Consider the following 13,770-nt stretch of genomic DNA (forward strand, 5'->3'; position numbering starts at 1 on the left):
GCAGACATGACCAACGCTGAACGCCACGTTCTGTTCCGGGATGACACGACCGGGCAAGTGATGCTCTTTTCCGACCCGTCGGAGATCATCATTGCCCGGACGGGGAGTGAGTTCTTTGCTGGACTTGCCCGCATGGAAGAGGCAAAGGCAGCCGGCAAATGGCTGGCGGGCTACATGCCCTATGAAGCCGGCTACCTCTTCGAGAAAAAGCTGGCGAACTTCCTGCAGGAAGGTCGCGAAACGCCGCTCCTCGCCTTTGGCGTCTTCGATGGCCCGCAGCCTGACACCCATCCCCTCGCCCAGCCCGAGCACCGCAGCGAGAATGACGAATTCCTGAGCGAACCCAAAGCCGGCTGGGATTTTTCTACCTATAAGGAGCGCTTCGAGCGCCTGCATTGGCATCTGCGCCAGGGAGATTGCTACCAAGCGAACCTCACCATGCCGATCACCGCCCACTGCAGCGGCGACCCGCGCGCCGCCTTCTGGTCGCTGATCGAACGGCAGCCGGTGAAATACGGCGCGCTTGTCGATCTTGGCGGCCCGATCCTCCTTTCCCGCTCCCCCGAACTCTTCTTCCGCACGGACGAGGAAGGTTGGATCGAAACGCATCCGATGAAGGGCACGGCAAAACGCGGGGCGAGCGAAGCCGAAGATGCAGTGATCATTGCCGCGATGCGCGAGGACATCAAGACCCAGGCCGAAAACCGCATGATCGTCGACCTGCTGCGCAACGATATCTCGCGCATCACGGAGGTCGGAACGCTCGACGTTCCCAAGCTCTTCGACATCGAGACCTATCCCACCGTGCACCAAATGGTCAGCCATGTGCAGGCGAAACTCCTCCCCGATCTAACGATCCGCGATATCTTCGCCGCACTTTTTCCCTGCGGATCGATCACCGGCGCGCCAAAGCTTAGCGCCATGCAGATCCTGCACACGCTGGAGGACGCGCCACGCGACGCCTATTGCGGCGCGATCGGCATGATTGCGCCCGGCGGCGTCATGCGCTTTTCGGTGGCGATCCGCACCATCAGCTTGTTTGCCGGTGGCAAGGCGGTCTTCAACGTCGGCGGCGGCATCGTCTTCGATTCCACCGCCGAGGCCGAATACGAAGAGTGCCTTCTGAAGGCGCGGTTTGCGATCGGCGATCAGGAGATCGCTCGATGAACGACTTCTCGCTGATCGAAACCCTGCGATGGGAACCGGAGGTTGGCTTCATCAGGCTGCGCCTGCATCTTGCGCGCCTCTCCCGCTCCGCCCGCCGTATCGGCTTTCCCGACGCTGCGAATGCTGCCGCGAAATTGGAGGAGACCGTTACCGGCGCCACAACTGCCCTGCGTATGCGGCTGACGCTTGATCGGCTGGGGCGGGTCGAGGTGACCTCGGCTCCCTTCGTGCCGACCCCGGCTGGCACCGAATGGAAGGTTCGGATTGCCGAAACCCGTCTCGATTCCGCCGACAAACTGCTGCGGCTGAAGACGACGCGCCGTGATGTTTACGAGACCGCGCGGGCCGAACATCCGGCTTCCGAAGCCGACGAAGTCTTGCTTTTGAACGAACGCGGCGACGTCTGCGAAGGCACGATCACATCCATATTTCTCGACGACGGATCGGGAATGCTGCGCACGCCGCCAATTTCCTGCGGCTTGCTCGCAGGTGTATTGCGCACCGAGTTGATCTGCCAGCGCAAGGCACGCATTGGACGCATCTGCGTGAAAGATCTGACAACCGGAAAACTCTATATGGGCAACTCGCTACGCGGGCTGATCCCGGCCCGGCTCGTCTAGGCCACGATCTTCAGCCGATCCCGGCCGCTCTGCTTGGCGTTATACAAGGCCTCGTCCGCACGGGCATAAACCTCGCGCACCGTCTCGCCTGGCCGCAGCTCCGCCAATCCCGCCGAGCAGGTATAAGAGAAGGATGGCACGGTCGGTATCGGACAAGCGCCACGCACCATTCTGATGATACGGTCGATAATCAGTTCCGCCTGCGCCAGCGTCGTATCCGGCAGGATGAGCATGAATTCCTCGCCGCCGATCCGCCCGAAGCTGTCGCGTCGCCGGATGACCGGCTGCACGCGGCGCGAGAAATCGATCAGTACATCGTCGCCGAACTGGTGGCCATAGATGTCGTTGATGCGCTTGAAGAAGTCGAGGTCGATGATGCAGATGCAGCCGACGACGCCTGCATTGGCGGACCCCTGACGTGCAATCAGGCTTTCCAGCGCCGCCATCATGAAACGACGGTTGGAAATACTCGTCAACTCATCCGTCTGCGAGGCCCGCAGCGCAAAATCGCGATCCTGCCTGACATCGCGTTCGCTCTGCTTCAGATGCGTGATGTCGCTGGCAATGCAGAGCATCCAGCCATCTTTCTGCACTGTCTCGGTCATCCAGAACCAGCGCCCGTCGACGACGTCCGTCTCGAAAGCGCGAAATGGCAGCTTGCCGCGGCGCGACTGCGCGGAAACGAGCCACACCTCGAAATCGGCAGTGCGAATGATTGTCCCCTTGCCGGCGCGCGTATTGCGCCGCATCAGTTCCGACCACAAAGGCGTTTCATCGGGTTCGATGGCGTAGGTCGAACGAAACGCCGAATTTGCATAGCGCAGTCGGTCTTCCTGATCGTAAAGGGCAATCAGGACGCCACTGTCTTCCTGCAATTCGGCAAGCCGCTCAGAGATCTGGTTCATCCGATTATTCCGGGCGTGCTGACATTAACGGTTCGCACTTTGGAGCAGAATTCTGAAAAGAGTATGGATGGCTCCGCGCCAATTGAATATTCACATGCGTCGGAACGTAACACCCTGAAAGGAAATTCTGCGATGTTCATCCTCGCCCTAACCTATGTGAAGCCGAACGAGGAAGCCGACAAGCACATGGAGCCGCATATGGCCTGGGTCAGGGAAGGCTATGCAAAAGGTTGGTTCCTCGCCTCCGGACGCAAAGTACCGCGCACCGGAGGCGTGGTCCTTGCGATCGGACAGCGCGCCGAAATCGAGGCCTATGTCGCAGAAGACCCGTTCACGGTGAATGGCATCGCCGAATACGAGATCACCGAGGTCGCCATCACCACGACGGCGGCAGGATTGGATATTCTGAAAGACTGAACACCAAACCAACGTGGCAGCGGTATGAACGACCTCTGTGAACACCTTCAATCTCTGGAACAGCTGTTGTTCGAGCCGGAAGTCCGCAGCTCGCGTTCCGCGCTCGAATCCCTTCTTGCCCCAGAATTCCGGGAAATCGGCGCTTCCGGTGGCCTGTATCTCTATGAGGACATCATATCTGCCCTACTCGCTGAGCCGTCGGACGGTACAGCGCGCACTTTGACCGATTTCGAGATGCAATTGCTCTCTCCCGACCTGGCGCTCGTCACCTACAGGGCGATGCGGACCGTTCCCGCCAGCCCGCCCGTCAGATCGCTGCGCAGTTCCGTCTGGCGGTATGATGCCGATGGTCGGTGGCGGATGGTCTTCCATCAAGGGACATTGACGGCATAGAGTGCTGTCATGGCGCTTCTAACCCACACGCCCTATGACGGCTCCACCCGCCCGTTCACTATCGGCTTGATGCCGCTCGATCTTGCCCGCTGGATCGAACCGGATAGCGATTGGGCGCGCTATATCGGCGAGAAGAAACGACTGATCGAGAGCCATCGCGACGAGATTTTCGTTGCCGGGGAGGAGACCGCGAAGGCGCAACAGGAAGTCTTCGATCTCCTGCAGGCTCACCTTGCAGAATGCCATCCGGAGCTCGCCCACAGCGTTACCGATGCCGCCAACCGGGACGCGCCGCCCCTGCTGCGCGCCGGCCTGCTGGTGCAGGACGATCTTGTCATCATGCGGCGTAAGCCGGACGGCTGGCATCTCGTTGCCGGCTTCGTCGCCTTCCCTTCCTCATGGTCACTGCAAGAAAAGTTCGGTCGTCCGATGCAGGCCATCCACGCCGACGTGCCCGGTTTCGGCAAAGGGACGCGTAACGCGGCGCTCATCACCCGCATCTTTGATAACCTGCGGGTCTCGCAGCCAGTGGAACGACTGAATTGGTCCGTGAACGTCACGGACGATCTCTTCCTCCCGGTCTCCAAACACCGCCGCCCGCCGTCTGCCGAACCGTTTACGCTCGCCGAGCGCTTTGCGCGGGTCGAGCGGCAGACACTGCGCAGACTGCCCAGGTCGGGCGATATCCTTTTCACGATCCGCGTCTACGTCGATCCAATTGCGGCGATCGCCCATCATCCGAACGCCGGCAAACTTGCCGAAAGCTTCGCGGTGCAACTGGACAGTCTCGATGATCATCAGGCGGCCTATAAAGGTCTGACATTGCAGAAGGCGGAGCTCGCCGCCAAGCTTCGGGCACTCGCAGCCGCCCTCTTTCCCGCCTGATATTTGTGTTCCCGGCCCGAACGCTCTTTATTGTGACGCTGTTTTATGGTTAGAGCCGGTCACTTCGCATTATCTGCGCCATTTCAGATGAATTCTAATTCTTAAGGCTCATCGCCTTCGTCGCCTTCCACAGGAGAAAAGAATGACGGAACAGACCCACCCGGTATATGCCGAAATTACCGGCCCGATCGTGATGATCGGCTTTGGCTCGATCGGCCGCGGCACGCTGCCGCTGATCGAGCGCCACTTCAAGTTCGACAAGAGCCGGATGGTAGTCATCGACCCGCGCGACGACGCAGATCACACCGAAATCATGGCAAAGCACGGCGTGAGGCACATCAAGTCGCATGTCACCAAGGACAATTACAAGGAGCTGCTGAAGCCGCTCCTGACCGAAGGCGGCGGACAGGGTTTCTGCGTCAATCTTTCCGTCGATACCGGGTCGGTCGACCTGATGAAGCTCTGCCGCAAGCTCGGCGCTCTCTACATCGACACTGTCGTCGAACCCTGGCTGGGCTTCTATTTCGACAAGAGCATGAAGAACGCCGACCGCACCAACTACGCGTTGCGCGAAACCCTGCGCAAGGAAAAGGCGAAGAGCCCAGGCGGCGCCACTGCTGTTTCGACTTGCGGCGCTAACCCGGGCATGGTTTCGTGGTTCGTCAAGAAGGCGCTTGTCAACCTTGCCAACGATATCGGCCTGAAGTTCGAGGAGCCGGATCAGCATGACCGCGAAGGCTGGGCAAAGCTGATGAAGAAGGTCGGCGTCAAGGGCGTCCACATCGCCGAGCGTGACACGCAGCGCACCAAGCATCCGAAGCCGCTCAACGTCTTCTGGAACACTTGGTCTGTCGAAGGCTTCATCTCGGAAGGCCTGCAGCCGGCCGAGCTCGGCTGGGGCACCCACGAAAACTGGATGCCGAAGAACGGCAAGAAGCACAAGAAGGGCTGCAAGGCTGCGATCTACCTCGAGCAGCCTGGCGCCAACACGCGCGTTCGCACCTGGTGCCCGACGCCCGGCCCGCAGTACGGCTTCCTCGTCACCCATAACGAGTCGATCTCGATCGCCGATTACTTCACGGTTCGCGACAAGGACGGCGAAGTAACCTTCCGCCCAACCTGCCACTACGCCTACCATCCGGCCAACGACGCCGTGCTGTCGCTGCACGAAATGTTCGGCAATGGCGGCACGTCGCAGCCGGTGCACCACGTTCTCGATGAGGACGAACTGGAGGACGGCATCGACGAACTCGGGGTCCTGCTCTACGGCCACGAAAAGAACGCCTACTGGTACGGCTCGCGCCTGTCGCTGGAAGAAACCCGCCGCATCGCGCCTTATCAGAACGCCACCGGCCTGCAGGTAACCTCCGCTGTTCTCGCCGGCATGGTCTGGGCGCTCGAAAACCCGGACGCCGGCATCGTTGAAGCCGACGAGATCGACTACAAGCGCTGCCTCGAGGTGCAGACGCAATACCTCGGACCCGTCGAAGGCCACTACACCGACTGGACGCCGCTGGACGGTCGCCCGGGACTCTTCCCGGAAGAGATCGACACCAAGGATCCCTGGCAGTTCAAGAACATCCTCGTTCGCTGATCTTAGCCAGAACCGCATTCCAAGGTGCCCGCCGCAAGGCGGGCATTTTTGTAACGCCTGCTGTATAAATGCCGTCTCATCTCGACGCAGCCTTGCCTTCCTTGGGTGCTCGCGCCATGTTTTCTGCAACCACATGGATAGTTTTTGCTCCGAATCTCCGGGAGAAGCCTATGAAAATCAGAACCCTCGTTGCCATTGTCGGCGCCGCCGCAGCCTTGACTGCTTGCACTATGTCGTCGCCACGCCCGGTGCCGGTTGCAGCAAATCCGGCTCCGTCTGGCGTCGAAGGCTCATGGGCGGATCCGAACGGCATCATCTCCACCTTCCAGGCGGGAACATTCACCACCCGCACGACCGACAGCAATCAGCTTCTGGCGTCCGGCACCTACGTGAACACCTCTCCGTCGCTGGTCGAGATCAATATGACGTCGCTGGTGCGCAAGACGCAATCCAAGGTCAACTGCGCGCTGGTGACCCAGAGCCAGCTAAACTGCACCTCGGACGCCGGGTCGCAATTTACCTTGACCCGCCGCATGTAAGTCGCCAGCACCGAACGACAAAAGCTCCCTTCGGGGAGCTTTTTTGTTTACTGCTCTTGGAAAGCACCGAGGCTGTCACAGCTTTTTCTCTTGCCGCCGCTAGTGCTAGGTGAAAACATCGATCACGCAGGGACGGCGCAGCGCAGGGGTCAAAGGCTTCGCCCAGAAATCAGGAGAGCAGGATGACGAAATCATTTCAGTTCGGTCTGCTGACCGCGTCGATGCTGGCGCTGTCGAGCGGCTCCGCTTTTGCCGATTACGAACTCAATATTCTTCACATCAACGATTTCCATTCGCGCATCGAGTCGATCAACAAGTTCGACTCCACCTGCTCCACCGAGGAAGAGGGCAAGAAGGAATGCTTCGGCGGTGCAGCCCGCCTGAAGACCGCGATCGACCAGCGTCGCGACGCCCTGAACGGCAAGAACGTGCTGCTGCTCAATGCCGGCGACAATTTCCAGGGCTCGCTTTTTTACACCACCTACAAGGGCGCTGCCGAAGCCGAAGTGCTAAATGACATGAAGTTCGACGTGATGACCGTCGGCAACCACGAGTTCGACGACAGCGAGGATGGCCTGGCAACCTTCCTCGACAAGGTGCAATTCCCTGTCATTTCAGCCAACGTCCTGGCCGGCGACGGCTCCAAGCTCGGCGACCGTATCAAGCCTTCGTTGGTGCTCGATGTCGGCGGCCAGAAGATCGGCGTCGTCGGTGCCGTGACCAACGACACGGAAGAACTGTCCTCGCCCGGCCCGAAGGTGATGATCGCCGACGACGTGCAGACGATCACGGCTGCCGTCGAAGATCTGAAGAAGCAAGGTATCAACAAGATCATCGCTTTGACGCATGTCGGCTATCCCCGCGACCTCGCAGCCATTGCCAAGATCCCGGACGTGGATGTCGTCGTCGGCGGTCATTCGCATAGCCTGCTGTCCAATACCGATCCGAAGGCCGAGGGCCCCTACCCGACGATGGTCGACAATCCCGGCGGCTACAAGGTGCCGGTGGTCCAGGCCGCGTCCTACAGCAAGTATCTTGGCGACCTCGTCGTTACCTTCGATGACAACGGCGTCGTCAAAGACGCCAAGGGCGACCCGATCCTGATCGATTCTTCCTTCACGCCCGATCCGACACTCACCGCCCGGATCGCCGAGCTCGCCAAGCCGATCGAGGAACTGCGCAAGAAGGTCATCGGCTCCAGCGAAGCTCCGATCCAAGGTGACCGCACTGTCTGCCGCGTCGAGGAATGCTCGATGGGCAACCTCGTTGCCGACGCCATGCTCGACCGCGGCAAGAGCCAGGGCATGACCATCGCCATCCAGAACGGCGGTGGGTTGCGCGCATCAATCGATGCCGGCGACGTCACCCAGGGCGAAGTCATTACCGTTCTGCCGTTCCAGAACACGCTGGCGACCTTCCAGCTGACGGGCGCCGACATCCGCAAGGCGTTGGAAAACGGTCTAAGCCAGATCGAACAGGGCGCCGGCCGGTTTCCACAGGTGTCGGGCCTGAAATACACCTTCGACAAGAACAGGCCCGCCGGCAACCGTCTCGTATCGGTCGAGGCCAAGGAGGGCGACGCCTTCGTGACGCTCGATGACGCGAAAACCTATGGTGTCGTCACCAACAACTTCATGCGTGCCGGTGGCGATGGCTATTCGATCTTCGAGACAGCAGGCAAGAACGCCTACGACTTCGGCCCCGACCTAGCCGATGTGACGGCCGAGTACATTGCCGCGCACTCGCCCTACAAGCCCTACACCGACGGTCGCGTGACCGAGGTCGCGGCCTCCGGAACCGAAGCACCGGCGACGACGGAACCCGCGCCCGCTGCGCCTGCCTCCCCGGCGGCACCGACCGCGGAAGCTCCCGCTGCGCTTGCCCCGAATACGCCGACCAACCACGTCATCGCCGCCGGCGATACGCTCTGGGATCTCGCCGAGCAGTTCTACGGCGACGGCGCGCTCTGGAAGAAGATCTCCGAGGCCAACGGCACGCCGGCGCCGCGCCACCTGACGATCGGCAAGGAACTGCAGATTCCGTCGAAGTAAGACGATTTGTCTCGATCCTGAAAGTCGGTCCGGGGTTTCCCGGGCCGGCTTTTGTTCCTATAGGGTGAACCATCCAAGCCCGGCTGCGTATGAGCCGGCAGACCAAACGATACCGGGGTTGAAATGACGACTGTTGATACTGCGCACCGCCCGGCGGACCATCCGCCTGTGAAATCAGGCAAGGTGGGCGTCCTGCTCGTCAATCTCGGCACGCCCGATGGCACCGACTACGCCTCCATGCGCCGTTACCTCCGGGAATTCCTGACCGACAAGCGCGTCATCGAGTGGTCGCCCTGGAAATGGTATCCGATCCTGTTCGGCATCGTCCTTAACACCCGCCCGCAGAAGGTGGGCAAGGCCTATGAGACGATCTGGAACAAGGACAGGAATGAGAGCTACCTGCGCACCTACACGCGCAACCAGTCCGATCTGATAGCCGAGCGCCTGAAGGACCTGCCCAGCGTAAGAGTCGACTGGGCGATGCGCTATGGCACGCCCTCTATCCCGTCCCGCATCCAGGCGCTGAAAGACGAAGGCTGCGACCGCATTGTTCTCTTCCCGCTCTATCCGCAATATGCCGCCGCAACGACGGCGACGGTCAACGACAAGGCCTTCCAGCAGCTGCTCAAGATGCGCTGGCAGCCGGCGCTGCGCACCGTCCCGGATTATCACGACGACGAGACCTATATCGAGGCGCTTGCCAATTCGGTGACCAACCATCTGGCGACGCTCGACTGGCAGCCGGACATGGTGCTCGCGTCCTTCCACGGCATTCCGCTCTCCTACTCCGAGCAGGGCGACCCCTATTACTGGCAATGCCAGAAGACTGGTCAGCTGCTGCGCGAAAGGCTGGGACTGCCGGAGGAGAAATTCATGGTGACCTTTCAGTCCCGCTTCGGCCCGGAAGAGTGGCTGCAGCCCTACACCGACAAGACGGTCGAGAAGCTGGGGCAGGATGGCGTCAGGAAGATCGCTGTGCTGAACCCCGGCTTCGTTTCCGACTGTCTGGAGACGCTGGAAGAGATTGCCGAACAGGCTGCCCATTCTTTCCATGAGAATGGCGGCGAGAAGTTCACCCACATCCCCTGCCTCAACGACAGCGAAGACGGCATGCGGGTGCTGGAAAAGGTCGTTCGCCGTGAACTGCTCGGCTGGGTCTGATCAGACGCCGCGCTTGTTGCCCCAGAGCAGGACATGCAACTGGGGCAGCACGCGTGCCTCGAACCAGCGGTCCTCGGTCACCTTGTCGACCAGCCACAACATCCTGTCCATGATACCGTCGATATCGACGCGCGCATCGTCGTCGTCAGGCGGCGCTGGCGTGTGGTTTCCCGGCTGCAGGTAGACGGACAGATGTGGATAACGCACCGCCGCCTCCCGGGCATAGGCGTAGTCGGGATCGTCGAAAACGACGATCTTCAAGGCGATGGCAGGCCCACTGCCCGCTTTGCGAAGACAGTCCTCGAAGGCATCCCAGTCCGTCGCCATGCCGCTCGACGGCGGCTTGGGGCTCAGCACGAGCACATCGAGATCGGCAAACCATTCCTTGGCGACGCTGCCCTGCGTCTCCAGCGCGAACTTGTAGCCCTGCTCATGGCCGTGCGCGATGAGACCGCCAAGCGGCTGGATCGCCGGATTGCCGCCCGAAAGCGACACCATGAGCGGCTTACCGCCGGAGAGCCGTGTCACCTCTGCCCATATGCCATCGACCGTCATGGGCAGCCATTGATCGCGATACTCGCTATCAACAGCATGCAGGCTGTCGCACCACGAACAGCGATAATCGCAACCGCCGGTGCGGACGAAGACGGTCGGCAGGCCGATCAGTATGCCTTCCCCCTGGATCGTCGGCCCGAAGATCTCGCTGACGCGGATCTGCGTCTCGCGAGCCGCGCTCATGGCCGGTATTCCGCCCAGGTCTTCGGCGTCTCGCTGACGCGCACCGCCGAGGTCTCCGGCAGTCGCTCCTTGCACCAGTCGTAGAAGTGCTTGGCGAGATATTCCGACGTCACGCGGTCATGGCCGAACACTTCGTTCAGATGCCGATGGTCGAAGCGCTCGTCGATGTAGCGCTTCAGCGGCGAAAGCTCGTGATAGTCGCGCACGAAGCCGTTCTCATCGAGCTCGGCGGCAGCTAGCTCCACCACGACGATATAGTTGTGCCCGTGCAGTCGCGCGCATTGATGATCGGCGGGCAGATGCGTCAGCTGATGAGATGCGGAGAAGTGGAACTCCTTGGTGATGCGAAACATCACTTCACCTCCCTGGGCGAATAGCCTGACGTTGCGGCCACCCAGAAATCCGGATCCTCGTATTCCGTCGGATCGGCGACGCCGGCCAGATGAAAGGCCTCACGCCGCTCAACGCAGGTGCCGCACCGCCCGCAGTGGCGTGTGCCGCCCTTGTAACAGGACCACGTCTCGGCAAACGGCGTTCCGTATTTCGCGCCATCGGTGACGATATCGGCCTTCGAGATGTTGACGTAGGGAGCCAGCAGCGAAACGCTGGCATAGCCATCGAGCGCCTGGTTCTGCATTTCCTGGAAGGCATCGATGAAGCCCGGGCGGCAATCGGGATAGATGAAATGATCCCCGCCATGCACGGCAACGGCCACCGCATCCGCCTTCTGGGCCGCGGCGAGGCCGAAGGCGATTGCCAGCATGATAGCATTGCGGTTCGGCACCACGGTCGCCTTCATTGTCTCCTCGGCATAGTGCCCGTCAGGCACGTCGACATCGTCGGTCAACGCCGATCCTGTCAGGTGCCGGCCGATGGTGCGGATATCGATGATCTGGTGCGGCACGCCGAGTCGCTTGGCGCAGGCCGTGGCAAAGTCCAGTTCCTTGCGGTGGCGCTGTCCGTAATCGAAGGAAAGCAGGCCGATGAGTTGATGCTCCGCCGCCACGCGATGGGCAAGCGAAATGGAGTCCAATCCGCCGGAGCAGATGACGATAGTCTTCATAATGAGGATCCCTTGTTTTGACCGGGTGGGCTGCGACCGGTATTTTCTGCGGGACTTCTATGCCAAAGCGACCCCGTTGTGAATAGCCTCCGGACATCCCATATCGAATCCATGATCGAACGGCGTCGCCGGCCGAAGCTACTGGCGTTTGGGGTCGGCTCGTTTAAGGTTGTGACAGTCGATTCTATCGCGGGGGAGTTTTATGGTTCTGGGCGGCTTTGATATCGTCGTTATTGCTCTGGTCGTCTTCGTCATCCTGGTGCTGTTTGCCGGGATCAAGACGGTGCCGCAGGGCTACCGCTACACGATCGAGCGTTTCGGCCGCTACACCCGCACCCTCGAGCCCGGCCTCAACCTGATTACACCATTCATCGAACGCGTCGGCGCCCGTATGAATGTCATGGAACAAGTGCTCAACGTGCCGACACAGGAGGTCATCACCAAGGACAACGCCTCCGTCTCTGCCGATGCGGTCTCCTTCTACCAGATTCTCAACGCCGCCGAGGCCGCCTATCAGGTATCAAACCTCGAAAACGCCATCCTCAACCTGACGATGACCAACATCCGTTCAGTCATGGGTTCGATGGACCTCGACGAGCTGCTCTCGAACCGCGACGCGATCAACGACCGCTTGCTGCGCGTCGTCGACGACGCGGTGCAGCCGTGGGGGATCAAGGTGACGCGCGTCGAGATCAAGGACATCCAGCCCCCGCGCGACCTGGTGGACGCTATGGCACGGCAGATGAAGGCAGAGCGCGAGAAGCGTGCGCAGGTGCTCGAGGCCGAAGGCTCCCGTAATGCCCAGATCCTCCGGGCCGAGGGCGCCAAACAGTCCGCAATCCTTCAGGCCGAGGGCCAGCGCGAGGCGGCATTCCGGAATGCGGAAGCCCGCGAGCGGCTCGCGGAAGCCGAAGCCAAGGCGACAAAAATGGTGTCGGAGGCGATTGCCTCAGGCAACGTCCAGGCGATCAACTATTTCGTGGCGCAGAAATATACCGAGGCACTGGCCGCGATCGGCACCGCCGGCAATTCCAAGGTCGTGTTGATGCCGGTCGAGGCTTCCTCCCTCATCGGATCGCTCGGCGGTATCGGCGCGATCGCCAAGGAGGTCTTTGGCGACAATCCGACGCCGCCGGCGCCGCGCCCGCAGCCAACGCCGCGCACCACCCCGGCCGTCAACCCCTTCAAGGTAAAGGTAGTGGCAAGCAGCGGCCGCGATCTCACCGTGGAAGCAGCCTGATCAGGCGACGCCGATCCGCAGCAGATCGTGGAAGTGCACGAGCCCGATCGGGCGGTTGTCATCGTCGATCACGATCAACGCCCCGATACTGTGCTGGTTGAGCATCGCCAGCGCGGCCGTTGCCAGCACCGTCGGCTTCACCGTCTTCGGTGTCCGGGTCATGATATCGTCAACCAGCAGTTCGGAGAGGTTGCGCGCCAGGTTGCGCGCCACGTCGCCTTCGGTGACGATACCGCAGAGACGACCGTCCTCCTCCACGATCCCGACGCAGCCGAAATGCTTGCGCGAGAGCGTCGAGATGGCTTCCGGCACCGACGTCCCCCTCGCCACCAATGGCACGCGATCGCCCGTATGCATGATATCGGCGACGTGGCTGAGGCTCGCACCAAGTTTGCCGCCCGGATGGAAAACATGAAAATCGCGGGCAGAGAAGCCGCGCGCGTCCAAAAGGGCGATTGCCAGGGCGTCGCCCATTGCAAGCTGCATCAACGTCGACGTCGTCGGCGCAAGCCCATGCGGGCAGGCCTCCTCCTCGTTCGGCATCAGCAAGATGATGTCGGAGGCAGTCGCGAGTGACGATTTCTCGGAGCAAGTGACGGCAATCAGTGGGATCGAGAAACGGCGCGTATAGGCAACGATGCTGCGAAGCTCAGCACTTTCCCCGCCCTTGGAAAGGGCAAGAACCACATCGGTCGTGCCAATCATCCCGAGATCGCCGTGGTTCGCCTCGGCAGCGTGGACGAAGAAGGCCGGCGTGCCTGTCGAAGCCAATGTGGCGGCGATCTTCACCCCGATATGGCCGCTCTTGCCGACACCTGTCACGATGACGCGACCGGTGATCCCGGTAATCGTCTCGACCGCCCGCATGAAGGGCGCGGCAAGGCCGTCGCCAAAAGCACGCTCCAGGGCCTCAAGCGCCCGCCTTTCGGTGCCGATCGTCCGCTTCGCAGACTCCAGGACACCGTCTTCGATGACATTTACGGCTCTTTTGATCATG

At 61.1% G+C, this 13,770-nt stretch carries 15 protein-coding genes; 10 read left to right on the top strand and 5 right to left on the bottom strand.

The genetic code is table 11. From position 1 onward, the window contains the following. Positions 1-6: 6 nt before the first annotated feature. Both K9B32_RS15370 and K9B32_RS15375 read left to right on the top strand, forming a co-directional pair. On the top strand, positions 7-1,167 hold the full coding sequence (locus tag K9B32_RS15370) for an aminodeoxychorismate synthase component I (protein ID WP_224563490.1): 1,161 nt from the start codon (positions 7-9) through the stop codon (positions 1,165-1,167). Continuing rightward, positions 1,164-1,787, top strand: coding sequence for an aminotransferase class IV family protein (locus K9B32_RS15375; protein WP_224563491.1), 624 nt, complete (start codon positions 1,164-1,166; stop codon positions 1,785-1,787). Before K9B32_RS15370 ends, K9B32_RS15375 begins: the two co-directional genes overlap by 4 nt. On the opposite strand, the gene K9B32_RS15380 is transcribed toward K9B32_RS15375, so the two are convergent. Next, on the bottom strand, positions 1,784-2,692 hold the full coding sequence (locus K9B32_RS15380; RefSeq protein WP_224563492.1) for a sensor domain-containing diguanylate cyclase: 909 nt from the start codon (positions 2,690-2,692) through the stop codon (positions 1,784-1,786). The genes K9B32_RS15375 and K9B32_RS15380 overlap by 4 nt on opposite strands. 132 nt (positions 2,693-2,824) lie before the next feature. On the opposite strand from K9B32_RS15380, the gene K9B32_RS15385 reads away from it, so the two are divergent. The 7 genes from K9B32_RS15385 to hemH all read left to right on the top strand — a co-directional run bounded on the left by K9B32_RS15385 (position 2,825) and on the right by hemH (position 9,732). Beyond that, positions 2,825-3,109: a YciI family protein gene (locus K9B32_RS15385; RefSeq protein WP_224563493.1), complete on the top strand. Its 285-nt coding sequence runs from the start codon at positions 2,825-2,827 to the stop codon at positions 3,107-3,109. A gap of 24 nt (positions 3,110-3,133) precedes the next feature. After that, positions 3,134-3,502 (top strand): DUF4440 domain-containing protein, encoded by a 369-nt coding sequence (locus tag K9B32_RS15390; RefSeq protein WP_224563494.1) that lies wholly within the window; start codon positions 3,134-3,136, stop codon positions 3,500-3,502. Between the two features lie 9 nt (positions 3,503-3,511). Then, complete coding sequence (locus tag K9B32_RS15395; protein WP_224563496.1) at positions 3,512-4,387, top strand: heme-dependent oxidative N-demethylase family protein; 876 nt, start codon at positions 3,512-3,514, stop codon at positions 4,385-4,387. Between the two features lie 142 nt (positions 4,388-4,529). Continuing rightward, on the top strand, positions 4,530-5,981 hold the full coding sequence (locus K9B32_RS15400; protein ID WP_224563498.1) for a homospermidine synthase: 1,452 nt from the start codon (positions 4,530-4,532) through the stop codon (positions 5,979-5,981). 170 nt (positions 5,982-6,151) lie between these two features. After that, on the top strand, positions 6,152-6,520 hold the full coding sequence (gene omp10 / locus K9B32_RS15405) for an outer membrane lipoprotein Omp10 (protein ID WP_007797867.1): 369 nt from the start codon (positions 6,152-6,154) through the stop codon (positions 6,518-6,520). A gap of 182 nt (positions 6,521-6,702) precedes the next feature. After that, positions 6,703-8,571, top strand: a complete 1,869-nt coding sequence (locus K9B32_RS15410; RefSeq protein WP_224563499.1) for a 5'-nucleotidase C-terminal domain-containing protein — start codon at positions 6,703-6,705, stop codon at positions 8,569-8,571. 123 nt (positions 8,572-8,694) lie between these two features. Next, positions 8,695-9,732 carry a ferrochelatase gene (gene hemH / locus K9B32_RS15415; RefSeq protein WP_224563501.1) on the top strand — a complete coding sequence of 346 codons (1,038 nt, stop codon included), beginning with the start codon at positions 8,695-8,697 and terminating at the stop codon, positions 9,730-9,732. On the opposite strand, the gene queE is transcribed toward hemH, so the two are convergent. Genes queE through queC form a run of 3 tightly spaced genes read right to left on the bottom strand, consistent with a single transcriptional unit; the run spans position 9,733 to position 11,533 of the window. Beyond that, the gene (gene queE / locus K9B32_RS15420) at positions 9,733-10,470 is read right to left on the bottom strand and encodes a 7-carboxy-7-deazaguanine synthase QueE (protein ID WP_224563503.1); all 738 of its coding nucleotides are present in this window, start codon (positions 10,468-10,470) and stop codon (positions 9,733-9,735) included. Next, the gene (gene queD / locus K9B32_RS15425) at positions 10,467-10,823 is read right to left on the bottom strand and encodes a 6-carboxytetrahydropterin synthase QueD (RefSeq protein ID WP_088693321.1); all 357 of its coding nucleotides are present in this window, start codon (positions 10,821-10,823) and stop codon (positions 10,467-10,469) included. Before queD ends, queE begins: the two co-directional genes overlap by 4 nt. Continuing rightward, on the bottom strand, positions 10,823-11,533 hold the full coding sequence (gene queC, locus K9B32_RS15430) for a 7-cyano-7-deazaguanine synthase QueC (RefSeq protein WP_224563505.1): 711 nt from the start codon (positions 11,531-11,533) through the stop codon (positions 10,823-10,825). The genes queD and queC overlap by 1 nt, the downstream gene beginning before the upstream one ends. Positions 11,534-11,735: 202 nt before the next feature. On the opposite strand from queC, the gene K9B32_RS15435 reads away from it, so the two are divergent. Beyond that, the gene (locus K9B32_RS15435; RefSeq protein WP_224563507.1) at positions 11,736-12,773 is read left to right on the top strand and encodes an SPFH domain-containing protein; all 1,038 of its coding nucleotides are present in this window, start codon (positions 11,736-11,738) and stop codon (positions 12,771-12,773) included. Here K9B32_RS15435 and K9B32_RS15440 read toward each other — a convergent pair whose 3' ends face one another. Further along, positions 12,774-13,769, bottom strand: a complete 996-nt coding sequence (locus K9B32_RS15440) for an SIS domain-containing protein (protein WP_224563509.1) — start codon at positions 13,767-13,769, stop codon at positions 12,774-12,776. Between the last annotated feature and the right edge of the window lies 1 nt (position 13,770).

It is taken from the genome of Rhizobium sp. 3T7, assembly GCF_020166565.1.
Taxonomy (GTDB): Bacteria; Pseudomonadota; Alphaproteobacteria; order Rhizobiales; family Rhizobiaceae; genus Rhizobium.